The 22,697-nt window shown below is 64.7% G+C and carries 21 protein-coding genes and 3 tRNA genes; 13 read left to right on the forward strand and 11 right to left on the reverse strand.

Annotated features, from left to right (window positions below; all coding sequences use genetic code 11):
* Positions 1-49: 49 nt before the first annotated feature.
* On the reverse strand, positions 50-2,053 hold the full coding sequence (locus H8S61_RS09795) for a DUF2207 domain-containing protein (protein ID WP_186938863.1): 2,004 nt from the start codon (positions 2,051-2,053) through the stop codon (positions 50-52).
* 64 nt (positions 2,054-2,117) lie between these two features.
* Here H8S61_RS09795 and H8S61_RS09800 point away from each other — a divergent pair.
* Positions 2,118-2,208, forward strand: a tRNA-Ser gene (locus H8S61_RS09800).
* A 30-nt stretch (positions 2,209-2,238) separates the two neighbouring features.
* Here the strand turns inward: H8S61_RS09800 and H8S61_RS09805 are convergent.
* From H8S61_RS09805 to H8S61_RS09815, 3 genes are all read right to left on the reverse strand, one after another.
* Entirely contained in the window at positions 2,239-2,604 is a 366-nt protein-coding gene (locus tag H8S61_RS09805; protein ID WP_186938864.1) for a guanylate cyclase, read from the reverse strand.
* 108 nt (positions 2,605-2,712) lie between these two features.
* Positions 2,713-4,695, reverse strand: a complete 1,983-nt coding sequence (locus H8S61_RS09810) for a hybrid sensor histidine kinase/response regulator (protein ID WP_186938865.1) — start codon at positions 4,693-4,695, stop codon at positions 2,713-2,715.
* 172 nt (positions 4,696-4,867) lie between these two features.
* On the reverse strand, positions 4,868-5,422 hold the full coding sequence (locus tag H8S61_RS09815) for a LemA family protein (RefSeq protein WP_186938866.1): 555 nt from the start codon (positions 5,420-5,422) through the stop codon (positions 4,868-4,870).
* A gap of 207 nt (positions 5,423-5,629) precedes the next feature.
* Between H8S61_RS09815 and H8S61_RS09820 the strand changes: the two genes are divergently transcribed.
* Positions 5,630-6,193 (forward strand): DUF308 domain-containing protein, encoded by a 564-nt coding sequence (locus H8S61_RS09820; protein WP_186938867.1) that lies wholly within the window; start codon positions 5,630-5,632, stop codon positions 6,191-6,193.
* A 22-nt stretch (positions 6,194-6,215) separates the two neighbouring features.
* Here H8S61_RS09820 and ispE read toward each other — a convergent pair whose 3' ends face one another.
* Together ispE and H8S61_RS09830 are read right to left on the reverse strand one after the other, a co-directional pair.
* On the reverse strand, positions 6,216-7,241 hold the full coding sequence (gene ispE, locus H8S61_RS09825) for a 4-(cytidine 5'-diphospho)-2-C-methyl-D-erythritol kinase (RefSeq protein WP_255466558.1): 1,026 nt from the start codon (positions 7,239-7,241) through the stop codon (positions 6,216-6,218).
* Positions 7,238-7,741: a nucleoside deaminase gene (locus H8S61_RS09830; protein ID WP_186938868.1), complete on the reverse strand. Its 504-nt coding sequence runs from the start codon at positions 7,739-7,741 to the stop codon at positions 7,238-7,240. Before H8S61_RS09830 ends, ispE begins: the two co-directional genes overlap by 4 nt.
* Before the next feature lie 126 nt (positions 7,742-7,867).
* On the opposite strand from H8S61_RS09830, the gene H8S61_RS09835 reads away from it, so the two are divergent.
* Positions 7,868-7,955, forward strand: a tRNA-Ser gene (locus tag H8S61_RS09835).
* 120 nt (positions 7,956-8,075) lie between these two features.
* Here H8S61_RS09835 and H8S61_RS09840 read toward each other — a convergent pair.
* On the reverse strand, positions 8,076-9,422 hold the full coding sequence (locus tag H8S61_RS09840) for a citrate/2-methylcitrate synthase (RefSeq protein WP_186938869.1): 1,347 nt from the start codon (positions 9,420-9,422) through the stop codon (positions 8,076-8,078).
* 308 nt (positions 9,423-9,730) lie between these two features.
* Here H8S61_RS09840 and H8S61_RS09845 point away from each other — a divergent pair, with 308 nt between their 5' ends.
* The 5 genes from H8S61_RS09845 (at position 9,731) to H8S61_RS09865 (ending at position 14,652) form a co-directional block, all read left to right on the forward strand.
* Positions 9,731-11,326, forward strand: a complete 1,596-nt coding sequence (locus tag H8S61_RS09845) for an ABC transporter permease/substrate-binding protein (protein WP_255466559.1) — start codon at positions 9,731-9,733, stop codon at positions 11,324-11,326.
* A gap of 1 nt (position 11,327) precedes the next feature.
* Positions 11,328-12,095, forward strand: a complete 768-nt coding sequence (locus tag H8S61_RS09850; protein WP_160940758.1) for an ATP-binding cassette domain-containing protein — start codon at positions 11,328-11,330, stop codon at positions 12,093-12,095.
* Positions 12,096-12,306: 211 nt separating this feature from the next.
* Complete coding sequence (locus H8S61_RS09855) at positions 12,307-12,945, forward strand: TetR/AcrR family transcriptional regulator (protein WP_186938871.1); 639 nt, start codon at positions 12,307-12,309, stop codon at positions 12,943-12,945.
* Positions 12,942-13,862 carry an ABC transporter ATP-binding protein gene (locus H8S61_RS09860; RefSeq protein WP_186938872.1) on the forward strand — a complete coding sequence of 307 codons (921 nt, stop codon included), beginning with the start codon at positions 12,942-12,944 and terminating at the stop codon, positions 13,860-13,862. Before H8S61_RS09855 ends, H8S61_RS09860 begins: the two co-directional genes overlap by 4 nt.
* Entirely contained in the window at positions 13,855-14,652 is a 798-nt protein-coding gene (locus H8S61_RS09865) for an ABC transporter permease (RefSeq protein ID WP_160940761.1), read from the forward strand. The genes H8S61_RS09860 and H8S61_RS09865 overlap by 8 nt, the downstream gene beginning before the upstream one ends.
* A 46-nt stretch (positions 14,653-14,698) precedes the next feature.
* On the opposite strand, the gene H8S61_RS09870 is transcribed toward H8S61_RS09865, so the two are convergent.
* The 3 genes from H8S61_RS09870 to H8S61_RS09880 all read right to left on the reverse strand — a co-directional run bounded on the left by H8S61_RS09870 (position 14,699) and on the right by H8S61_RS09880 (position 16,369).
* On the reverse strand, positions 14,699-15,127 hold the full coding sequence (locus H8S61_RS09870) for a protease inhibitor I42 family protein (RefSeq protein WP_186938873.1): 429 nt from the start codon (positions 15,125-15,127) through the stop codon (positions 14,699-14,701).
* A gap of 60 nt (positions 15,128-15,187) precedes the next feature.
* Positions 15,188-15,727, reverse strand: a complete 540-nt coding sequence (locus H8S61_RS09875; protein ID WP_160940763.1) for a protease inhibitor I42 family protein — start codon at positions 15,725-15,727, stop codon at positions 15,188-15,190.
* Positions 15,728-15,892: 165 nt separating this feature from the next.
* Complete coding sequence (locus H8S61_RS09880; RefSeq protein ID WP_186938874.1) at positions 15,893-16,369, reverse strand: protease inhibitor I42 family protein; 477 nt, start codon at positions 16,367-16,369, stop codon at positions 15,893-15,895.
* 246 nt (positions 16,370-16,615) lie between these two features.
* On the opposite strand from H8S61_RS09880, the gene H8S61_RS09885 reads away from it, so the two are divergent.
* The 3 genes from H8S61_RS09885 (at position 16,616) to H8S61_RS09895 (ending at position 19,636) form a co-directional block, all read left to right on the forward strand.
* Positions 16,616-16,692, forward strand: a tRNA-Arg gene (locus H8S61_RS09885).
* Between the two features lie 270 nt (positions 16,693-16,962).
* Complete coding sequence (locus H8S61_RS09890) at positions 16,963-18,315, forward strand: magnesium transporter (protein WP_160940765.1); 1,353 nt, start codon at positions 16,963-16,965, stop codon at positions 18,313-18,315.
* A 4-nt stretch (positions 18,316-18,319) separates the two neighbouring features.
* On the forward strand, positions 18,320-19,636 hold the full coding sequence (locus H8S61_RS09895) for an Nramp family divalent metal transporter (RefSeq protein ID WP_186938875.1): 1,317 nt from the start codon (positions 18,320-18,322) through the stop codon (positions 19,634-19,636).
* Between the two features lie 50 nt (positions 19,637-19,686).
* Here H8S61_RS09895 and H8S61_RS09900 read toward each other — a convergent pair whose 3' ends face one another.
* Positions 19,687-20,160, reverse strand: a complete 474-nt coding sequence (locus H8S61_RS09900; protein WP_160940767.1) for an RrF2 family transcriptional regulator — start codon at positions 20,158-20,160, stop codon at positions 19,687-19,689.
* 316 nt (positions 20,161-20,476) lie between these two features.
* Between H8S61_RS09900 and H8S61_RS09905 the strand changes: the two genes are divergently transcribed.
* Complete coding sequence (locus tag H8S61_RS09905) at positions 20,477-21,136, forward strand: 5-formyltetrahydrofolate cyclo-ligase (protein ID WP_255466560.1); 660 nt, start codon at positions 20,477-20,479, stop codon at positions 21,134-21,136.
* 103 nt (positions 21,137-21,239) lie between these two features.
* The gene (locus tag H8S61_RS09910) at positions 21,240-22,667 is read left to right on the forward strand and encodes a helix-turn-helix transcriptional regulator (RefSeq protein WP_186938876.1); all 1,428 of its coding nucleotides are present in this window, start codon (positions 21,240-21,242) and stop codon (positions 22,665-22,667) included.
* Positions 22,668-22,697 lie beyond the last annotated feature (30 nt).

Here is a 22,697-nt window from a genome sequence, read left to right on the forward strand (position 1 = left end):
AGGCGCGGGGCGCCCCGAAGGACGCCCCGCGCGCACAAAGTGAGGTTGCTTATCGAGCGCCGCCTCCGCCGCCGAAGCCGCCTCCGCCGCCGCCGGAGAAGCCGCCGCCGAACCCGCCGCCGCTCGAGAAGTTGCCGCTTGCGCCCGAGATGGCCGCCTGGGCCGTCGACATCGTGTTCGCCATCGACGTGTGCAGCATGTCGCCCACCGAGGGCATCGCGGTGCCGGCAGCCGTGTGGCCGCCCGTGTACCAGAACCACCACGGCATGTACGTCATGCCCATCGAGCCGTCGTACTCGAACAGCTGCGGCATGGTGGTCTGCAGCTGCTTGATGGCCTGGTCGGCCACGCCGAACAGGTAGGCGTACACCATGAACTCGCCCCACACCTTCACGTCGGTGGGAGGACGCTCGTCAAGCGACGAGAAATCGGTCAGCCAGTTGCGCAGCGCCTTGCTCTTGGCGGTCAGCTCGTTGCCCTTCACGCTGCGGCGCGGCATGTAGTTCCCGATGACGCCCAACGCGATGGCCGTGGGAATCATGAAGATCAGCGGGATGAAGTTCGACATGAGCAGCCAGATCGCAACGCCGGCCACGGCCACCACCACGGCGAGCGTGATGAGGTAGCCCTGGTAGCGCCTGCCCTTCGCCTCGAAGAAGTCCTCGCGGTTCGTTGCCGCCGACAGGGCGCCCTGCCAACCCTGCATCGCGTCGACGAATTCCTGCGGGTTGTCCTCGCCGTACTTCTTGATGGTGCCGAACCACAGCGCGTCGGCGCCGTTGGCGAAGCGGCCGAACAGCAACCCGAGCGTCTGCTGATCGATCGGATCGGTCACGTTGTCGGCAGCCGGCAGCCTCGTGAGGTAGTAGTCGTCCACGGTCTTGGTGCGGCCGAACACGCCGGGCTCCTCGTAGCTGCCGGAGTCGATGCGGATCGCGCCGATGTGCGCGAGGTGCATGAGCGTGGCCGTGAAGTCGTCCTGGCTCTCGCGATCCCAGCGCCACAGACGGCCGATGGCCGCCGGATGAACGGACGGATCAGGCACGTCGCGCCAGTATTCGCCGGTGAACGAGGGCTTGTATTCGCGTCCGTACTTGAAGTACGCGCGCAGCGCCCATGCGATGAGCAGCACGCAGATCACGCCGCAGCCGATGACGAACGCCAGCGACAGCATGCGGTTGCGGTTCGCCTCGTCGGCCCACGACTGCTCCTCTTTCAGCACCTCGTCCAGACGATTCTGGCCCTGGTGCAGCGCCGCGCTCTCGGCCGACAGGTTCGTCAACCACTCCACCGGGAACACGACGCGCGCCTCGGCGTACTGCCCCGCCGCCACATGGGGCACGGTGTACGTCACGGTGCCGTCGGCGTTCACGGTCACCTTGCCGTCGAGCGGGCCGTGGCCCCAGGCGCGCACGTTCTCGCCCGGCACCACCTCGGTGCCCTGCGGCACGGGCAGCGCCAGCGTCATGGTGACGTTGTCGGAATCTTCCTGCCATTGCGAGCCGATGTACTTCCAGTACACCTCGCCCACGTCGTTGTACGCCTGCGCCCCGTTCTCCACCGTGTAGTCAAGCTCGATGATGCGCCGATCGTCCGAGGCGTTGAAGAACACGTACACGCTGTTCATCGGCGCGTCGAACGAGTAGGAATCGTTCCCCGGGCCGCCCGAGTCGCGCCAGCTCAGCACGAACGACTCGCTGGGCAGCGTCGTCCAATCGCCCACCACCGCGCCGTCGGCATCGACGTTCGCCATGCGCACGCCGTTGATTTTGAGCGTCGCGTTCGACGGGAGGCCGTCGAACGTCCACCACACCGCGGTGAAGTCGCCGTCGAAATCGAAGGTGCGCTGCTCGGTCACCTGCAGCGCGCCGTCGGTTTCCACCTGCGCCTGGATATCCACCTTGGGCATGGTGTACGACTTCGCGTGCGCCTGCCCGGGGGCGAGCGCCACGAGCGCGCACGCGAGCGCAACGAGGACCGCGCAGACAAGCGCGGCGTTTCGCCGGGAAAAAGCGAAGGATTCGCGGAGTTGCGAACCGCTCATGTTTTGCATGATCATGCTCCTTGCAACTTGGAGGTGGTCACGGTATCATAGCAAACCGCACCTATTATACCGTGGAGAGCTGACCGAGAGGCCGAAGGTGCTCGCCTGCTAAGCGAGTACACCCCAAAAGGGTGTCTGGGGTTCGAATCCCCAGCTCTCCGCCACCGCATTTCAAACCCTCGCAAGAGGGTTTTTCATTTTCTGCGCCAGCGCTTCACGCGGGAGCCGGGCGTGGTCGTTTTCGCAGCTTTGATGCGGTACGCAGGGTTGTGCCGCAGGAACACGGCGCGACAGATGCGCGTGACGGCGAGCCCGATCAGCGCGGTCAGCAGGAAGCTGAACGCCAGGTCGAACACCGCCTCGTTGCGCTCGAGCCACGCGTACGCGCACACCAGCAAGAAGAACGCCGACACGCCGCCCGTGATGGCCGTGAACATCTTGATGAGCAGTTCCTTCGCCCGGTTCGGGGAGTAGCGCCACGCCGCCACGATGTACACGACGGCGGCCACCACGGCCAGCACGATGAGCATCGGAACGATACGCGACAGTCGAGCGATCACGTAGGGCACTCCTTTCCCAGGTCGGGATGCACGAGCATCCAGCAGCTTGCATTGTCCGCATCATACCAGACCCGCGCGCGCCGACGGCGCATCGACGCGAACAGCCATCTATTCGTCGCTCTTCTCGTCCACGAACGTCGTGAAGAGGTGGCACACCTCGCCCTTCCCGATGGGCTTCACAGCGAACCCGTCCATGCCGGCGTCGAATGCGCGCTGGCGATCCTCCTCGTAGGCGTTCGCGGTGGTCGCGATGATGGGCGGCCGCACATGACCCGCCGCCCGGTAGCGCTCCACCACGATCTGCGCCGCCTCGAGCCCGTCCATGCCGGGCATCTGGATGTCCATGAAGATGAGGTCGAAGCGACCCTCGGGCGCGTCTTCCAGCAGGTTGACAACCTCCAGACCGTTCCAGGCGCGCTCCACCGTGGCCCCCGTCGACATGATGATCTCCTCGGCTATCTCGCCGATGATCTCGTTGTCCTCGGCAAGCAGCACGTGCACGTTCGGCCAGGTGCAGGGCTCCTCCGCCGCGACGGCGGCCGGGCTCTCGGCTTCGAGGCTCTGCTCCAGCCGCAGCTCGCACGCCTGGCCCGCGCAGGACTCGAACGGCAGCACCAGCGTGAAGCGCGATCCGCGGCCGCGCTCGCTTTGCACCTGCACGGTGCCGCCCATCAGGTCGGCCAGGTTCTTCACGATGGCCATCCCCAGACCCGTGCCTTCCACGGAAAACCGCGTGGGGACGTCTTCGCGTTCGAACGGGTCGAACATGCGCGACATGAATTCCTTCGACATGCCGATGCCGTCGTCCTCCACGATGAAACGGATCAGGCGCACGCGCATCTCGAAGCCGTCGTGATCGCTCGGCAGCAACGATATGCCGTGCTCCGCGGCGAATCCCTCGCGCTCGTCGCCTTCAACCTCCTCGACGCCGAAATTCACCAGGCCGTTCGGTTCGGTGTACTTCACCGCGTTGCCCAGCAGGTTGATGAGCACCTGGCACACGTGCATCTCGTCGCCCAGCACGAGGCCGTCTTCCACGTCGACGTGCGTCACGCTGAACGTGAGGTGCTTCGAATCGGCCTGAGGACGCACGATGGAGCCGAGCGTTTCCACCACGCCGCGCACGTCGAACGGCTTGGACACCAGGTCGATCTGCCCGCTTTCGATCTTGCTCATGTCCAGCACGTCGTTCACGAGGTTGAGCAGGTGGTGCGACGACAGCTGCACCTTCTCCAGGCTCTCCATCACGCGATCCCGCTCGTCGGCGTGCTCGAGGGCGATGTCCGTCAGGCCCATGATGGCCGTGAGCGGCGTGCGGATGTCGTGCGACACGTTCGACAGGAAGCGCGATTTCGCCTCGCTCGCCTCCTGCGCCGATTGCACCGCGCGGCGCAGGCTTTCCTGCAGCTCTTCCTGCTGCCGGTTCTTGCGCCTGATCACCACGAAGAACAGCACGAGCGACACCATCACGGCGGCCATGAGCACCGTGGCAGTGAATATGGCGTCCTGGCGCGTATCGTTGACCGTCGTGTACAACCGGTCGAACGACTGGGAAGCAGCGTCGATGATCTCGGTGTTGAGATCGAGCATCTCGTCGATGCGCGGATTCACGGCGGTGGCGAGGAACTCGGCGACGGTTTCATCGCTCGCATCGCTCAGGCTTATCGCGATGAGCTGCTCTTGCTGGGTGCAGAACTCCTTGTAGCTGCTGGCCAGCTCGTGCGCCTTGTCGGGGTTGCCGCGATGGCGCTGCTCGATCACCTCGATCGCCTGCCGCAAGTCCTGGTCGATGGAGGCGAATTCCGATTTGACGCTGGCGATGGTCTCGGGCGTGCGCGCGAACGCCAGGCGGTCGTCCAGCGTGCGCACCTGCATCAGCAGCGTTTCGGATCGGCCCGCCGCAACCGTCACCGCGTAGGGATGCTCTTTCAAGTCTTCCGTTTTCGTGTCGATAGCGTTCATGTTCACCAGCAACACGGCGTAAAACGACACGAGCAACGCCATGAGCACGAGGGCCGCGATGAGGTAGACCGGATCCGAATCGAGCACGCGCCCGAACCGGTCGTGCTTCCGCGATGAAACCTTCTTCATGAAACCGCTCCGATATACGGGCGCAGAGTCCACGGCAACGAGACGCCTCCGAGGCGAGCCGCGCGCGCATCCTTGCCCGCATGGTCCCCCATCGAGAGAGCGCAGCGAATCCTACGCGAAAGATTTTCACACGAGCGCCGTGCGCACGGACGCCGGCGCTCGTTGAGCATGCTTAGAACTGCACCTTGGGAGCGACTTCCGCACCGGCCGTCGCGTCGAAGCTGTCGCGCTCCTTGAAGCCCATCATGCCGGCGATCAGCACGGCGGGGAACGTCTGGATCGCCGTGTTGTACTTCATGACGGTGTCGTTGAAGCTTTGACGCATGTAGCTGATCTTGTCTTCGGTGTTGGAAAGCTCGGCCTGAAGCTGCTGGAAGTTCGTGTTCGCCTTGAGGTCGGGGTAGGCCTCGGCCACGGCGAACAGGTTCTTCAGCGCGCCGGTCAGGATGCCGTCGGCCTGCATCTTTCCCTCGGGCGTGGGCGCGTTCATGACGGCGGTACGCGCCTTGGTGACCTCTTCGAGCGTGCCGCTCTCGTGGGCGGCGTAGCCCTTGACGGTTTCGACGAGGTTCGGAATGAGGTCGAGACGGCGCTGCAACTGCACGTCGATCTGCGCCCAGGCGTTGTCCACCATGTTGCGCAGTTTGATGAGGTTGTTGTACAGCCCGATCACGGCCACAACCAACACGACGACGATGACGAGGATGATGATCAATGGGATGCTCATAGCTCTCCTTTGCTATTACGTAGCTAGCATTCTACCATCGCACAAGCCTTTGAGGAAATACGCAACTATTCGGTAAACCAAACCGTAACACTTATATATCATCCCCCTGACGGAAGCTGCGCATTTCGAGGGTCTTCCCCCTGTTCGTGCTAGGTTCAGCGTACCACGTCGCACGCTCGGCGCGCATCCTCAATCGAAAGGGTCGCAATGTCCACCCCTCATATCGTCACCTCGTTCAAACAACGCAGCAGCGCCGCCAAGGTGTCGGTGGTGGCGTTGTTGCTGCTGCCGCTCATCGGATTGGGCTGCGTGCTGTTCCCCGGCGACATCGTGCGGGCGCTGCCCTACCTGCTGGGCGTGGTCATGGCGGTGTCGGGCGTCGCGAGCATCGTAGCGGGCGTGCGGACCAGGCGCATCGAGGGCGGCAAGCACAGCATCGGAACAGGGCTGGTCATGAACGTGGTGGGCGTGGTCGCGTTCTTGCAGGGAAGCGACTCCATCAGCTACATCGGCGTCATTTGGGGCGTGTTGGGCCTGCTGAAAGCCGCGCACGGGTTCGACGACACGCTGCGCCACGCGGCCTCGCACGAGCGCTTCGCCTTCATCTTGGCGTTCGCCGTGTTCAACCTCGTGGTGTCGGTGCTGCTCGTGCTCAACCCGTTCGGGAGCATCGACCACCATATCATCGTGCTGGGCGTGGAGCTGCTGGCCTACCCCTTCCGGCTCGTGCTGACGAAGCGGGGCATGCGCGTGGAGGCGGACGCCGCCTAGCCCCCCCCCGATCGGCGGCGCGTTAGCGGTTCGGCACCACGGCCGCGCGCGTCGGGCCGAACGTCGTGGCGCGCGCCCACCAGCCGCGCATGCGCGCATCGGCGGCCACGCGGCCCGCGTCGGCGAACGAGGGGCACTGCACGAACACGGCCGAGCCGCTGCCCGACATGAGCACGCGCTGCACGTCGGCGCGCGCGGCGGCCCACGTGCGAATGTCCACGAGCTCGGGAAGCAGCTGCTCGGACACGGGCACCAGGTTGTTGCACAGCGGCACGTCCGCGGCATGCGTCGCGGCGAGGGCGGCGTCGCGGCTGGCTTCCGGGATGATCGTGGGATGCTCGTCGAACGCGCGGTACGCGGCGGCCGTGGACACGCCGCCCTCGGGCTTCACGAGCACCACATTCGTGTTCATGGGCGTCAGCGCGTGCGCGAACACGTCGCCCACGCCGGTGAAGCATGCGCAGCCTCCGTGCAGGAAGAACGCCACGTCGGCGCCCAAGGCGCGCGCCGCTTCCTCGATGCGCGGGTCGTCGGCCGGCACGCCCCACAGGTGCGCCGCGCCCAGCAGCGCCGCGGCGGCGTCGGAGGAGCCGCCGCCCAGGCCGGCCTCGGCGGGGATGTGCTTCTCGATGCAGGCGACCACCGTCTCGTCGTTCGCGCGGCCCAGCTTGTCGGCCAGCAGGCGCACGGCCTTCGCCACGATGTTGCGCTCCACGGGCACGTCGAGCTGCGCGAGCCCTTCGCGCGCGACACACGCGAGGTCGAGCGACAGCCCCTCGCCGCGACCCGGCGCCAGCTTCATGCGCAGCACGTCGTGCAGCATGAGCGCGTGCATGATGCTGACGGCGTCGTGGTAGCCGTCCGGGCGCTTCGCGCCGATGTCGAGGAACAGGTTCACCTTCGCCGGCGCCACCAGCTTGACGGCGTCGGGCCCGGTGAAGCCTGCGATGTCCACGCCCTGCGCGCGGCGCGCCACTTCCAGCATGTCCACCGCGTGCTCGTCGTTCGCCAGGCGTTCGGCGCGTCGTTCATCGCTCGTCAGCGTCATGAGGCAGTCCCCCGTTTCTTCCTTTTCTTCGCGAAGAAATCCCGCAGCAGCCCGGCGCACTCGTCGCCCAACACCTGCGGCGTCGCTTCGAACGTGTGGTTGAGGCGCTCGTCGGCGTTGACGGCGTACAGCGTGCCGAGGGCACCCGCCTTCGGATCGGCGGCCCCGTACACGCAGCGGTCGACGCGCGCCTGATGCATGAGGCCCGCGCACATCACGCACGGCTCCAGCGTCACGTACACCGTGCAGCCGGTCAGCCGCCAGACGCCCAGATGCTCGGCCGCCTGCTTGAGCGCGATGAACTCGGCGTGCCCGGCGGGGTCCTGCGTCGTCTCGCGCAGGTTGCACGCGCGCGCGATCACCTGCGGCTCGGCCAGGGAGCGGCGCGTCGCGGGGTCGATTGGCTCGTACACCACGACGGCCCCGATGGGGACCTCGGCCAGCTCTTCGGCGCGGTGCGCCTCCTCGATAGCCATGCGCATGTAGTCTTCATCAGTCATGCGGCTTATTATATGGTATCCTACCGATGCATTCGGGAACGCGGCGCGAAAAAGCACGACGCGCGCGACGGTGCGGCGCGAGGAAACCCCTGCGCTCACCCGTGCTCTTTCCGAGGCAACCCCCGTGGAGGCGTGGCCGAGTGGTTGAAGGCGGCAGTCTTGAAAACTGTTAAGCCGCAAGGCTTCGTGGGTTCAAATCCTACCGCCTCCGCCAGAACGCAACGCGCCCGGCAGCCAATGGCTCCGGGCGCTTTTTGATGGCCTTCGGCACACGCGCGCCGACGCCCACCCCGAATGTTTCACGTGAAACATTCGTTCGCTGCGGGCGTGCGGTCTAGCGCTCGTTCATGGCGACGTAGTCGCGCTTGCCGCTGCGGATGCTCTTGTAGGCGGGGCGGATGATGCGCTTGCCGGAGACGATCTCCTCGAAGCGATGCGCGGCCCAACCGGACATGCGCGCGCACGCGAACAGCGGCGTGAACAGGTCCTCGGGGATGCCCATCATCGAGTACACGAAGCCGGAGTACATGTCGATGTTCGCGCACATGTCTTTGCTCGTGCCCTTCTCGCGCAGAATCACCTCGGGAGCGAGGCGTTCGATGCTCTCGAGCAGGCGGTACTCGGCCTCGTACTCCGTGCCCACGGCCAGCTTCTCGGCGAACTGCTTGCAGATGATGGCGCGCGGGTCGGACTTCGTGTACACCGCGTGACCCATGCCGTACACGAGGCCCGTGTTGTCGAAGGCCTCCTTGTTGACGATCTTCGCCAGGTAGTCGGCCACCTGGCCCTCGTCGGACCAGTCGGCCACGTTCTCCTTGAGCTCCTTCTGCATGGCGAGCACCTGGTGGTTCGCGCCGCCGTGCTTCCAGCCCTTGAGCGAGCCGATGGCGCCGGCGTACGTGGAGTATGGATCGGTGTCGGACGAGGTCAGCACGCGCGTGGTGAACGTGGAGTTGTTGCCGCCGCCGTGCTCGGCATGCAGGCACAGCATGATGTCGAGCATGCGCGCCTCGTCGGCGGTGAACTGGCGGTCGGGGCGCAGCATGGACAGGATCGTCTCAGCCGTGGACTGGCCGGGGATGAAGCGGTGCATGATCATGGAGCCGTTGTTGAAGCGCGCCTGCTTCGCGTAGTAGGTCAGCACCATGATGCGCGGAAGGCGCGAGATGAGCGAGATGGCGGTATGGATCTCGTGCTGCGCGGAGCGGTCTTCGGCCTGGTCATCGTAGGCGTACAGCAGCAGGATGGTGCGCTGCAGCATGTTCATGATGTCGGGCGGCGTGTCGCGCATGATCATGGAGGCGGTGAAGCCGTCGGGCAGCTCGCGCTCGGCGTCGAGGGCGGCGATGAAGCGATCGAGCTGTTCCTGCGTGGGCAGCTCGCCCATGAGCAGGAGGTACGCAACCTCTTCGAAGTTGAAGCGACGATCGGCGGCATCGGCGCCCAGCAGATCGTACACGTCGTAGCCGCGATAGCGCAGCATGCCCTCGTCGGCCACCTTCTCGCCGTCGGACACCACGTAGCCGTGGACGTTCGCGATGTTCGTGAGCCCCGCGATGACGCCGGTGCCGTCGGCGTTGCGCAGGCCGCGCTTCACGTCGAACTGCTCGTAGCTTGCGGGATCGATGGAGTTGATCGCCTTGAAGTTCTCGTATAGAGCGATCTGCTTTTCACTAGCCATGGCGCATCCTTCCTGCCGCGCGAGCGCGGCCCCTCTTCCGAAATGCCGAAATGTACGCGATGACCGCCCTTGGATGTGCGGCCTCTGGTGGATATGGCGAATGGGAAAATACGTCTCTCTTTATTATGATAAAGCGCAGCGGCCCTCTGCGCAATGAACACACGTGAGTTACTCGGCGAAAACCATACGTCGGCTGCCCAAGAACTTGCCAACCGATGACGGTTGGGCAACGCGCGCGGCCCCTCGTCATCGTCCGAAGATACTTGCCTACAATGAAGGGGAACGCGTGCGAAAGCGAGGAACACCCCTTGATCGAGACTATGTTCGCCTTGCTCGTCGAAAAGCGCGCTTGGTTTTTCGACTTACTTCTCCAGCATATCGGCATCTCACTCATATCCATTGCGCTGGCTGCCCTCATCGGGCTTTCGCTGGGCATCGCCATCGCCGCGTGGCGACGAGGGGCGAAACCGGTGCTCGCGCTGGTGAACTTCGTGTACACCATTCCGTCCATCGCGCTGTTCGGCTTCCTCATCCCCGTCACGGGCATCGGCGACCTCACGGCCATCGTGGCGCTCACCGTGTACGCGCTGCTGCCGATGGTGCGCAACACCTACACCGGCCTCACCACCATCGATCCCGCCATCATCGAGGCGGCGCGCGGCATGGGCTCCACTGACCGCCAGCTGCTCTACCGCATCGAGCTGCCGCTGGCCGCGCCCATCATCATGAGCGGCATCCGCAACATGGCCACCATGACCATTGCGCTGGCCGGCATCGCCAGCTTCATCGGCGCGGGCGGCCTGGGCGTGGCCATCTACCGCGGCATCACCACAGGAAACGTGGCCATGACGTTGGCAGGCAGCGTGCTGATCGCCTTGCTGGCCATCGTGGTGGACCTGCTGCTGGGGCTGGCCGAGAAGTCGACGCGGCGCCACCTCGAACCGTCGAGCGCGCGGCGCCGGAAGCGGTCGGAAGCGCGGCGCAGCGCATCCCCGGGCGTGCGGCGACGCACGGGCGCCGTCGTGGCCGCGGGCGCGGCCGTCGTGCTGATCGCGGGCGGCGCCTTCGCGTTCGCGAACCGCGGCGGAGGCGACGACGTGGTGAACATCGCGACGAAGCCCATGACCGAGCAGTACATCCTCGGCGAGATGCTGAACACGCTGATCGAGCACGACACCGACCTCACCGTCGAGTTGACGCAGGGCGTGGGCGGCGGCACGTCGAACATCGAGCCCGGCATGGAGAAGGGCGATTTCGACCTCTACCCCGAGTACACGGGAACCGGATGGAACGCCGTGCTCAAGCACGACGACACCTACGACGAGTCGATGTTCGACACGATGCGGCAGGAGTACGAGTCGCAGCTGGGCCTCACCTGGGTGGGCATGTACGGCTTCAACAACACGTTCGGCCTGGCCGTGAGCAAGGACGTGGCCGAGCGCTACAACCTGCGCACGTACTCCGACCTGGCGAAGGCGGCCGGCGAGCTTACCCTCGGCGCCGAGCCCGACTTCTACGACCGCCAGGACGGCTACCCCGGCTTGCAGGAAGCGTACGGCATGAACTTCGGCAGCACGCGCGACATGGACATCAGCTTGAAGTACCAGGCGCTGTTCGAGAACAAGGTGGACGCCATCGTCGTGTCCACCACCGACGGCAAGGTGGCGGACGATCGCCTCGTGGTGCTCGAGGACGACCAGCACTTCTACCCCTCGTACCTGTGCGGGAACGTGGTGCGCCAGGACACGCTGGAGAAGCACCCCGAGCTGCGCGACGAGCTGCTGAAGCTGCAAGGCGCCATCACCGACACCGACATGGCGCGCATGAACAACGCCGTGGAAACGCAGGGGCAGGAACCGAAAGCGGTGGCCGACGCGTTTCTGGCCGAGAAGGGGCTGATGTAGCATGGACGGCATGGAGCAAACCGGCACGCCCGCCGTCGCGTTCGAGCACGTGACCAAGCGCTTCGGCGATGCCGTGGCCGTGAACGACGTGAACCTCAGCATCGACGAGGGGGCGTTCGTTACCATCATCGGCAGCTCGGGCTGCGGCAAGACCACGCTGCTGAAAATGGTGAACGCGCTGGTGATGCCCGACGAGGGCGACGTCCTCGTGCACGGGCAGGCCACATCGAGCGTCGACCCCATCGAGCTGCGCCGCAACATCGGCTACGCCATCCAGGGCAGCGTGCTGTTCCCCCACCTCACCGTGGAGCAGAACATCGCCTACGTGCCCACGCTGCTGAACAGCGGCGACAAGGGCCGTACCGAGGCGGCCGTGACGAAGTGGATGGACATCATCGGGCTGCCGCGCGACATCATGGACCGCTACCCCGCCGAGCTGTCGGGCGGCCAGGCGCAGCGCGTCGGCATCGCCCGCGCGCTGGCGGCCAGCCCCGACATCCTGCTGGCCGACGAGCCGTTCAGCGCCGTGGACGCCATCACCCGCAGCAGCCTGCAGGACGAGATCAAGCGCATCCACCAGCAAACGGGCATCACCGTGCTGTTCGTGACGCACGACATCGACGAAGCGCTCGACCTGGGCGACAAGGTGCTGGTGATGGAGGCCGGCCGCGCCGTGCAGTTCGCGCCGCCCTGCGAGATCCTGCGCGCCCCCGCCACCGAGTTCGTCGACCGCCTGGTAACGAGAAAGCGCACCGTGTACGCGCGATAGCGCCTGCGAGACCCTGCGGTGTTTCACGTGAAACACCGTCCACGCAAGAAGCCTGACCGTCGGTCGTCAGCAAAGCCCCGTACCCGACACCTCGAAAGAGGAAATTTCCCTTCTCGCCCCCTTCTAAAAAATAGTCAACGGGGTAGCATGGTTTCCAATCCATTGACCGGCCGGTCAATAGGAGCAGAACGGCAAGAGGAAGGGGGCGGCAATGGACGGCCGGCATTCCACATTCGACAAATTCGAGAACCTCCCCGAGGAGCGGCGCGAGGCCATCGTCAGCGCCGCCGTGGAAACGTTCGGCAAGAACGACTACAAGAGCGCCTCGACCGAAACCATCGCACGGCGGGCAGGCATCTCGAAGGGCCTTCTGTTCTTCTACTTCAAGAACAAGAAGGAGCTCTACCTGTATCTCATGGAGCACCTGATGGACCGGGTGTCGCAGCTCGTGGTGGACGACGCGTTCTACGAGGTCGACGACTTCTTCGAGCTGATGATCTACGCGGCGAAAAGCAAGCGCAAGGTGTTCGAGCGCTTCCCCTACCTGATGGAATTCTCCGTCCGAGCCTTCTACCCAGAGCACAAAGACGTCAAGGACACGATGGATGGCTGGACGCAGCGCCAAATCGACCTGATGTTCACCACGTATTTCAAGAACGTGCGGTTCGACCGGTTTCGCGACGACGTCGATCCGCGGTACGTGCTCGACCTGCTGATTTGGATGGCCGACGGCTACATGCACCAACAACGGGCGCTTCACCGACGCATCGATATGGATGCGCTGATGAACGAGATGTACCGCTGGTGCGACGTGCTGAGGCCCTACGCGTACAAGGAGGAATACCAATGAGCGATCCCGTGATCGAACTCAAGGGGCTCAAGAAAGACTACGGCAGCGGGCGCGGCGTGTTCGACGTGTCGTTCGCCGTGGAGCGGGGCGAGGTGTTCGGTTTTTTGGGGCCGAACGGCGCCGGCAAGACGGTGACCATGCGCAACCTCATGGGCTTCATCCGCCCCGACGCGGGCACCGCGAGCATCGACGGTCTGGACTGCTTCGGCCAGCACGCCCGCATCCAGGAGCGCCTGGGCTACCTGCCGGGCGAAATCGCCTGCATGGACGAGATGACCGGCGCGGCGTTCCTGGAGTTCATGGCGCGCATGAAGAAGCTGCGCGACCGCACGCGCATGGAGCAGCTGATCGAGTACTTCGAGCTGGATCCCGCGCGGCGCATTCGCAAGATGTCGAAGGGAACGAAGCAGAAAGTGGGGCTGGTCTGCGCGTTCATGACGTCGCCCGACATCCTCCTGCTCGACGAGCCCACGAGCGGCCTCGACCCCCTCATGCAGAGCCGCTTCATCGACCTCGTGCTGGAGGAGAAGCGCCGCGGCGCCACCATCCTGCTGTCATCGCACCTGTTCGAGGAAGTGGAGCGCACGTGCGATCGCGTGGCGTTCATCCGCGCGGGCAAGCTGGCGGCCGTCGAGCGCATGGACGACGTGCGGAAATCGCGCAAGCGCGTGTTCGTCGTCACGTTCGCCGACGAGGCCGCGCGCAACCGCTACGCGGCGGCCCACGCCGACGCCGGCGCCGACGTGCAGAAGCGGGGCGCGACCAGCGTCGAAGCGGCCGTGGCCGGCAACCTCGACGCGTTCGTGAAGGACCTGGCCGCCTACGAGATCACCGACCTCACCGCGCGCGAGCAAACGCTCGAGGAGCTGTTCATGCACCTGTACGGCACGATGGAGAAGGGAGGCTCCCATGAATAGGACGCTGTTCGCCAAGGAGCTGCGCGCCAACCTGTTCGTCAGCGGCATCATCGCCGCGGTGCTGGCCATGTACATCGGCATGATCGTCAGCATGTTCGACCCCAAGCTGGGCGAGAGCCTCGATCTCATGATGCAGAGCATGCCCGAGATATTCGCCGCGTTCGGCATGGCGACGCAGGCCACCACCCTCATCGACTTCATGCTGAACTACCTGTACGGCTTCCTGCTGACCGTCTTCATCCTCGTGCTCATCCTGATCATGGCGAACAAGCTGATGGTGCGCTACCTCGACCGCGGCGCGATGGCGTACCTGCTGGCCACGCCGAACAGCCGCACGCGCATCGCATGCACGATGATCGGCGTGATGGTGGCCATCCTCGCCGGGCTCATGGTGGTGGTCACGGCGCTTGAAGCGGGATTCGCCGAGGCGCTGTTCCCCGGCGAGCTGGATATGCAGGCGTTGTTGCAGGTGAACGCGGGGCTGTTCGCGCTGTGGCTGGCCATCGCGGGCCTGTGTTTCCTGTCGGCTTGCCTGTTCTCGAACGCCACCGCGGCGCTGTGGGCGGGCGGCGGCCTCAGCATCCTGTTCTTCCTCATGCAGATGGCGTCGAAGGTGGGCGACAAGTTCGAGTTCCTGGATAACGTCAACCCGCTGACGCTGTTCGACTACTACGGCCTGGCCGCAGGCGACGCGTCGGCGGTGGGCGGCGCGATTGCGCTGGCCGCAGCCGCGGTGGCGCTGTTTGCCGCGGCGGTGGTGGTGTTCGACCGCCGCAACCTCAGCATCTAACGAATTCGGGGAGGGACGGCGCGCGGCCGCACCCTCCCCCTTCGCGCTACGCCTGCTCTTCGACCTGGGTGAACGTGCCGTTGTCAGCCGTCACGTGAAGCATCACGGTTTTGTCGTCGTCCGATGCCTCCCACGAGCGCGCGTAGGAGAACGTGATGGTAGCCTCGCCCGTCCCGTCGGCCTTGAATTTGAACGTGTGCACGCCGCCTTCGCCCGTCTGCGCCTGGTCGCCGTCGCTTGCAGGGACGAACTCGTCGCCATCGGGCTGCACGCCCGTTCCCTCGATCTGATAGGTCCACTCGTACCCCGTCGTGGGGTTCGCGTCCAGCTTGACCTCCAGGCTGCCCTGGCTGAACAGCGCCGAGCCCTGGGTGATCTCAACCGACGATCCCTGTGCAGTGGTGCACCCCACGGCAAGCGCGACGAAAGCCGCCATGCATGCCCCGACCAGCGCGAGTTTCAGATGCTTCCTCATAGCGTTGCTCCCTTCGTCGTGCCTTCCGTCCGTGCGTTCCTGCATTATACGGGCAGTGCGCTATTCCTGGACGCTCACGCTGGTGAAAGAGCCATTCTCCACCGTTGCCTTCACCACGACGGTCGCTTTCACGTCGTCGGCGTTCGTCGTGTTGGCCAGCTTCATCGTGATGGTGGATTCGCCGTTGTTCTGAGCGTCGGCCAGGAAGCCGAACGTGTGCATGCCGGCCGAGCCCACCACGTCGTCCGCGTTCTGGTCATTGTAGGTGGAAGACGGGATGTCGGCGTCGGTATCCTTCAGCACGGTGTCGCCGTGCACGTCGGCCGTCCACTGGTACTCGACGTTCGCGTCGGAGTCGAGCAGCACGAGCATATCGCTCTGGGAGTAAGCCACCCAGCCGTTCGGAACCTTGAGCACGGTTCCCTCGCCGATGCCGCTGCCGTCGCCGCCGTTCTCGACGCTGGGGCTGGCGATGTCGGAGTTGTTGTCGTAGTTGTCGGTGTTGGCGGCATTGTCGCTCGAGCAACCGGCAACGGCGAACAACGCCACCGCCAGGGCGGCGAACACGCCGATCATCGACCACTTTGCAGTCTTCGTCATGATGTCCTCGCTTTCTTCTTTGGATTCGGGATGCGCTACGCCCCATCGTATGCGCACACTTCCTCCCCGAAGCTGAGCAAACCGCCCTGTAAACACCCTGCAACAGGAACGAATGTTTCACGTGAAACATGCAGGGAAGGGCGCGGTTTTGTCCGGCCGCGAGACTCAGAACTCCTTCGAGATCGCTTTCGTGAAAACGCCGTCTTCGGCCGTCGCGATGATGACGATATGCGCATCGGGCTCGGAAGACCCTTCGCCGCGCGAGCACGTGAGCGTGATCATCGCCACGCCCGTTCCGTTCGCCTTGAAGGAGTACGCGTGGGAGCCTTTGTCGCCGACCAGCTGCAGGGCGGGGTCTTCGGCGTTGTCGGATGCGTCCGCATGTTCGTCGCCCTCTAAAGCCACGCACCATCCCAGGATCGAGCTGTCCCACCGGTCGCCCGTCGTCGAGTCCTCGGACAGCAGAACCAGCATCGCGTCGCCGAGGTACAGCAGCGATCCCTCGGAGAAGTCGAGCGTACCCATGGGGCTGTCGCCGCCAGAGAACTCTTGGGGCTGCTGCATGTCCGCGCAGCTGACAACCAGCGCCAGCACGACCGCAAGGCAACCCGCCACGATTAGGAGCTTGTAATTCCGTTGCATGCCATCCCCGTCCCCATCCTCGGTTGCATACTCCCGATGCTCCCATTCTACCGATTCGGGCTCGCTTCTGAAAGAAGGCCCGGATGCCGACAACGGGGAGGTGCACAGGTTGACCATGGCAATCGCACCATTTCTGTCATAAAACCCCAGTTCACCAACCAACTTGGTGCACTTTTTCAAATTCTCGGAAAAAGACGTTGACAGTATGGGCCATTACCGGCATAATAACTTTTGCTGTTTCGACGTGCGCCGTTACCTCAGCTGGATAGAGGGACTGACTACGAATCAGTACGTCGGGGGTTCGAATCCCTCACGGCGCACCATTTCAGCTTTTAATTCCGCAACGACTGGCAGCAGCACGTGCGGATTTTTTATTGGTCAGGGAAAGGAACGTACTTGAAGGTTCGAAAATCGAAACCTCACAGTAAGTAGTTCTTCCTTCGTCTTCCCTTACGTCGGCAGTCGAAGGACGACTGCGGCGGCTCATGGTTTTACAGAAAACGGTTGCGACGTGCGTCGGCACGTGTTTGCGCACGCAGCGCGCTTCGCGCTTTCTTGTGAACCCCTGGGCATGAAAGTAAGGGATTATCATCATGCTCTACCTCTCTCAAATGATGGGGAAACCCGTCGTCGACACGCAGGGCGAGAAGATCGGCACCATTTCCGATCTCGCCATCTCCACCGGCGAAGTGTTTCCGCGCATCACCAGCCTCGCTTTCCAGGGGCCCGGCAAGGTTCCGTTCATGATCTCGTGGCGCAAGTACGTCGACACGTTCGACGAGGACGGGATCACCCTCAACGCCGAAGCTCACGACATCCGCTTCAGCTATCTGCAACCTGACGAAGTTCTGTTGGCACGCGACCTCATGAACCGTCAGATCGTGGATACGCAGGGCATGAAAGTCGTGCGCGTCAACGATCTCAAGCTGTCCGTTTCCGGCTCGCAGCTGCGCCTGCTGGGCGCCGAGGTGGGCACGCGCGGCATCCTGCGCGGCCTGGCCCCTTGGCTCGAGCGCGCCGTGGTGGCCGTGGCGAAGCTGTTCGGCAAGAAGATCGACGAGCAGATCATCGCCTGGAACTACATGGACCTGCTCGACCGCGACCTGTCCGAGGTGCAGCTGTCCGTCACGCACAAGCGCCTCGACGAGCTGCACCCCGCCGACGTGGCCGACATCCTCGAGCAGCTGGACCCGCAGCAGCGCGCCAACGTGTTCCAGCACCTCGACGACGCGCAGGCCACCGAGGCCATCTCGGAGATGGACGACGAGTACCAGGCCGACTTCATCGAAGACCTCGACGACGCCCGCGCCGCCGGCCTGCTGGGCGACATGGACCCGGACGACGCGGCCGACATCGTGCGCGACCTGTCGTACGAGAAGGCCGAGACGCTGCTGCGCCTCATGGGCGTGGAGGACGCCACCGAAATCCGCCGCCTGCTGGGCTACAAGGACGGCACGGCCGGCGGCATGATGACCACGCAGTTCGTATCCGTGAAAGCCGACAACACCGTGGGCGAAACCATCGAGGTGCTGCGCGAGCTGGACGAAGACCACCCCACCGTACACTACGTGTACGTGCTGAACGACTACGACGAGTTCGTGGGCGTGCTGTCGCTGCGCACCCTCGTGCTGACCGACGACGCCAAGCCCGTGCGCGAGGTCATGTTCGACGACGTGATCTCCGCTACGCCGGACGAGACGGAAGAGGACGTGGCCGCCGACATCTTCAAGTACGAGCTGCCCGCCATGCCCGTGGTGGACGAGCACGGGGTGCTGCTGGGCATCGTCACCGTCGACGACGCGTGGGACGCCATCGAGGAGGACGTGAGCGGCGACAAGACGAAGGTCACCCTGCTCAAGGTGGTGGGCGGCCTCGTGGCGTCCATCCTGTTCCTCGCGCTGTACACGCTCGTTCTGCTGCAGATCATCGGCTACGCCGGGAGGTAGCGCCATGATGATGAAGAACGAGAAGCTCGAGCTGCGCGAAGTCGAAGCCGTCGAGTCGACCGAGCTCGCCGAGGCGCCCGCCGCGCTCGAGAAGAAGCAACCCAAGAAGATATGGCTGCTGCTGGCCGCCCTCGGCCCCGGCATCGTCACCGCGATGGCCGGCAACGACGCCGGCGGTATCTCCACCTATTCCACCGTGGGCGCGAAGTTCGGGTTCGCCACGCTGTGGGTCATCCCCATCATGTGCATCCTGCTCATCGTGGTGGAGATGACGGCCGCACGCATGGGCGCCGTCACCGGCAAGGGCTTCGCGGCGCTCATCCGCGAGCGCTTCGGCATCCGCCTGACCGCGCTGGCCATGCTGGCGCTGCTCATCGGCAACGTGGCCACCACGTTCTCCGAGTTCGCCGGCATCGCCAGCGGCATGGAGATGTTCGGCGTGTCGAAGTACCTGGCCGTGCCCGTGGCCGCCGCAGCCGTGTGGCTGCTCGTGGTGGGCGGCAGCTACAAGCGCGTGGAGAAGGTGTTCCTCATCCTGTCGCTCGTGTTCGTCACGTACATCGTGGCGGCGTTCATGGCCGAGCCGAACTGGGAAGAAGCGCTGACCAACACGGTGGTGCCGCACATCGTGAACGACCAGAGCTTCGTGTCGCTGGTCATCGCGATGATCGGCACCACCATCGCGCCGTGGATGATGTTCTTCAACCAGAGCAACGTCGTGGAAAAAGGCGTGTCGGTGAAGGACCTGTTCTCGCAGAAGGTGGACGTGGTGGCCGGCACCATCGCCGCCTGCCTCGTGGCGTGGTTCATCATCGTGACCACGGGATCGGTGCTGTTCCCGCAGGGAATCGAGATCGAGTCGGCAGCCGACGCGGCGCGGGCGCTCGCACCCTTCGCGGGGCACTATGCCGAGGCGCTGTTCGCCATCGGCCTGATCGCCGCGTCGTTCTTGGCTGCCTGCGTGCTTCCGCTGACCACGGCGTTCGTCATTTGCGAAGCGTTCGGTTGGGAAGCGGGAGTTTCGTTCAAGTGGAAAGAAGCGCCGCTGTTCAAAAGCATTTTCACGTTCGTGATCGCGTTCTCGGCCGTCGTCGTGCTGGTGCCGAACATCGACCTTATGGGCGTGATGCTGACCGCCCAGTTCGTCAACGGCCTCGTGCTGCCCGTGCTGCTGGTGTTCATGGCCATCATCGCCGCGGACAAGCGGGTTATGGGCGCGTATCGCTCGCGCATCGTGTCGCGCGTGCTCATCTGGGTCACCGTCGGCATCGTCACCATCCTCACCGCCGTGCTGCTGGTGATGCAGGTGCTGGGTATGTAGACCCTTCGCCGGGGCCCAAAAAGGAGTGCAGCCGCCGGGCTGCGTTGACGCTAGTTGGCGTCAACCAGGCGGCGGCTTTCGTCCTTGAGTCGTTCGGCCAGGAACAGGCGGCTGTCCTCGGCGTTGCGGGCGCAGTCAAGCAGCATCTGCACCGTCAAGCTGGACAGGTACGCGTCCATGCTTTCTTCGATGAGATCGTACGCCTGCTTGATGTCCTGCACCATCGCCCCGCCCTTGCGGGCGTCGCGCTTCGCGCGCGTGGACTGCTTCGCGTCGTCGTCGAGCGCCTCCATGATTTCCAACACGTTCGTGTCGGCCGGGTCCTTCGCCAGGCGGTACCCGCCGTGCTTGCCCGGACGGGCTTCGATGATTCCCGCGTTGCGCAGCAACTGGGCCAATTGGATGAGGTAATCGCGCGGGATGGACATATCCTCGGCGATATCTTTTGAGGAGCATGTGGTACCTTGCGCAGCCAAGTACAAGATGGCGCGCATACCGTAATCAGTGGATGCCTTGAGTTGCACTGCTGTCTCCTAACTCTACATCGCTCGGCATGCATGATGCCTGGTGAGCGACCTACTTATATATGCCTGTCGGTCAAATTTTCCTTAGAAAACAACAAACGACGCATTCGCAGCGTCGTCTGAGTTCGTGCACCCTTGCGGCTGCGAGGGAACCATCTAAGGTGGTTCGAGTGTACCCAATGCAAAACGATTATAGCAAGGTCAATGATGGGTTTGCAGGTCAAATCGAATTGAAACGGTTACGTATGCGCTAACTCCCCACACCTACGCCATTATCGCGCAACGGCGCCGTTACGTCGATGCTATACTGCGGCCTATGGAGACGAAAGAACAACTGCGCTCGCGCGTGCTTGCACGGCGCGACGCGCTGCCGGAAGACGTGCGAACGCGCAAAAGCGCGGCGATTTGCACGCGGTTGGAACGGGTGCTTGCCGACGCGTTCGCGGATGCGGGCGGCGCCGCGGGTCCCGACGCGGGCGTGCAGGAGGCGCCCACCGTGGCCGTGTTCGCGTCGATGCGGAGCGAAGTGGACACTCAACTTTTCGTTGAATCAGCGTATGCGCGAGGCTGGCGCGTGTGCTTCCCGTGCATGGTGCGCGGGGGCCGCGAGGACGGAAGGCCCGGCGAGTCCGAAACCCTGTCGAGGATGGCGTTCTATCGCGTGAAGCGCGAGCAGCTGGAAGCGGCGCGAGCGGGGTTCCTCGGCGCGCCCCTGCGCTGCCTTGCGTGCGCGGCACTCGAGCGCGACGGGTTCCACCCGGTTGCGCCCGACGAGCTTGACGCCGTCGTAGTGCCGCTCGTGGCGTTCGACGACGCCGGGCGCCGCCTGGGTTACGGCGGCGGCAACTACGACCAGCTGCTCCCCTGCCTGCGCGCCGATGCCGTGGTGGTCGGCGTGGCCTTCGACGAGCAGCGCGTGGAAGCCGTCCCCTGCGAGCCGCACGACGTGCCGCTCCCCCGCGTGGTGAGCGGCTAGGGGCGGCCTCCCGCAGGCGCGCAGGCTTCCGCCGCTCCGCGCGCGATTCGCGAAGGTGCGCTATAGTGGGGCGCGTCCGTTCCGCGCACTCAGAAGGGGATCGATGAACGCGCACGCTTCCGACAAAACGCGAGTCCTCGCCCTCGCGCTCGTGGCCACCCTCGGGTTCGGCCTGCTGCAGGGCGCACGGCTGCTCGACCTCAACACGGGGCCGTACAGCCCCAGCCCGTACGCCATCGTCGGGCTCGCCGCCGACGGCCTCACGTTCATCGTCGTCGCCGTGCTTTCGTACCTCGGGCGCATCGATCGGGCGAAGCCGCTGTTCATCGCAGCCGTCGTCGTCAGCTCGCTCTATGCCGCGCTCGTCGTGTCCGGCAGCACGAACGATGCCGCGCTGATCGCCATGCAGGTGACGGCGGGCATGGGCTGGTCGCTGTCCATCCTATGCTGGATGGAGGTGTTCACCAGCTATCGGCCTCGGATCTCGCTTCCCCTGATCGCCGCGGCGTACCTCATCGACACGCTGCTTCCGCCACTGACCAGCTCGCTGTTCCCGGGCGGGCGCAGCATCATGCTGCTGGCATCGTTCGTTCTCTCCACCGTCGCGCTGTTGTGGTGTTTGCGCAACAATGCGTTCGTCGCCCAGCAGATGAAGGAGCCCACGGCGCCCGCCACTTCCATGGACGAGGCGCTGTCGCGCACGAAGCGCGCGGCGGTCGGCACGTTCGCGTTCTCGCTGATCTGCGGGTTCGTGATCGAGCTCGACATTCACAACAACCTGCAGTACGCGCAGACCGACCTCACCGGCCTGTTCGGCATCATCGCGGCCGTCGTCATGCTCGCGGTGCTGCTGGTGGCGAAGCCGCGCAAGGCGAACATCGACTACATCACGCCCATCACCGCGCTGTGTCTCGTCACCATCCTGCTGTACCGCAGCCTCAACGTCGCGGACGGGCACGTGGCGGGGTCGCTGATGACCGCGTTCCTCATCTCGTTCTACGTGCTGCTGTGGCTCATGTTCATCAGCGAGGCGAACGAGCGCAAGCTGCCCGCGTTCTTCCTGCTGGGCCTGGCCCTGGGCGTCGCGCGGCTCTCGGTGGCGCTCGGCCGCTTCGCGGCGCAAACGCTGCTGGAGCACATGGGGGTCGATCCGCAGCTCGCGCTGGTCGGCTCGGTATGGCTGCTGGTGGCCACGCTGGCGCTCATGTTCTGCAGCTACCTTCGATATGCGGCGAAGCGGGGCGCGGCGGAGGCAGGAGCGATCGACGAGGCGTCCGTGCCCGCCGTGCACCTGTCGGCGGTCGGCGCGCTCGCGCAGATACGGGATACCTACGGGCTGACCGCCCGCGAGTTCGACGTGATCGAGGAGTTCGCGGCGGGCCGCAGCGCACGCGCCATCGCCGAACGCTTCACGCTGTCGGAGCACACAGTGAAAACCCACCTGCGCCACGCCTACGCGAAGATGGACGTGCATTCGCGCCAGGACCTGCTCGACCTCGTGGAAGAGACGAGTGCCGCCAAGAGGGGCTGACCCCTCCGGCGGCACCGTTTCCCCACGTCG

Source organism: Eggerthella hominis, from assembly GCF_014287365.1.
Classification (GTDB): Bacteria; Actinomycetota; Coriobacteriia; order Coriobacteriales; family Eggerthellaceae; genus Eggerthella; species Eggerthella guodeyinii.

Excerpts from the sequence above, each read along its gene's own strand:
- H8S61_RS09820 (WP_186938867.1), top strand. The coding sequence starts at position 5,630 with ATGTCCACCCCTCATATCGTCACCTCGTTCAAACAACGCAGCAGCGCC.
- H8S61_RS09855 (WP_186938871.1), top strand. The coding sequence starts at position 12,307 with ATGGACGGCCGGCATTCCACATTCGACAAATTCGAGAACCTCCCCGAG.
- H8S61_RS09810 (WP_186938865.1), bottom strand. The coding sequence starts at position 4,695 with ATGAAGAAGGTTTCATCGCGGAAGCACGACCGGTTCGGGCGCGTGCTC.
- H8S61_RS09815 (WP_186938866.1), bottom strand. The coding sequence starts at position 5,422 with ATGAGCATCCCATTGATCATCATCCTCGTCATCGTCGTCGTGTTGGTT.
- H8S61_RS09880 (WP_186938874.1), bottom strand. The coding sequence starts at position 16,369 with ATGCAACGGAATTACAAGCTCCTAATCGTGGCGGGTTGCCTTGCGGTC.
- H8S61_RS09840 (WP_186938869.1), bottom strand. The coding sequence starts at position 9,422 with ATGGCTAGTGAAAAGCAGATCGCTCTATACGAGAACTTCAAGGCGATC.
- H8S61_RS09865 (WP_160940761.1), top strand. The coding sequence starts at position 13,855 with ATGAATAGGACGCTGTTCGCCAAGGAGCTGCGCGCCAACCTGTTCGTC.
- H8S61_RS09910 (WP_186938876.1), top strand. The coding sequence starts at position 21,240 with ATGAACGCGCACGCTTCCGACAAAACGCGAGTCCTCGCCCTCGCGCTC.
- ispE (WP_255466558.1), bottom strand. The coding sequence starts at position 7,241 with ATGACGCTGACGAGCGATGAACGACGCGCCGAACGCCTGGCGAACGAC.
- H8S61_RS09895 (WP_186938875.1), top strand. The coding sequence starts at position 18,320 with ATGATGATGAAGAACGAGAAGCTCGAGCTGCGCGAAGTCGAAGCCGTC.
- H8S61_RS09870 (WP_186938873.1), bottom strand. The coding sequence starts at position 15,127 with ATGAGGAAGCATCTGAAACTCGCGCTGGTCGGGGCATGCATGGCGGCT.
- H8S61_RS09860 (WP_186938872.1), top strand. The coding sequence starts at position 12,942 with ATGAGCGATCCCGTGATCGAACTCAAGGGGCTCAAGAAAGACTACGGC.
- H8S61_RS09905 (WP_255466560.1), top strand. The coding sequence starts at position 20,477 with ATGGAGACGAAAGAACAACTGCGCTCGCGCGTGCTTGCACGGCGCGAC.
- H8S61_RS09830 (WP_186938868.1), bottom strand. The coding sequence starts at position 7,741 with ATGACTGATGAAGACTACATGCGCATGGCTATCGAGGAGGCGCACCGC.
- H8S61_RS09795 (WP_186938863.1), bottom strand. The coding sequence starts at position 2,053 with ATGCAAAACATGAGCGGTTCGCAACTCCGCGAATCCTTCGCTTTTTCC.
- H8S61_RS09875 (WP_160940763.1), bottom strand. The coding sequence starts at position 15,727 with ATGACGAAGACTGCAAAGTGGTCGATGATCGGCGTGTTCGCCGCCCTG.
- H8S61_RS09890 (WP_160940765.1), top strand. The coding sequence starts at position 16,963 with ATGCTCTACCTCTCTCAAATGATGGGGAAACCCGTCGTCGACACGCAG.
- H8S61_RS09850 (WP_160940758.1), top strand. The coding sequence starts at position 11,328 with ATGGACGGCATGGAGCAAACCGGCACGCCCGCCGTCGCGTTCGAGCAC.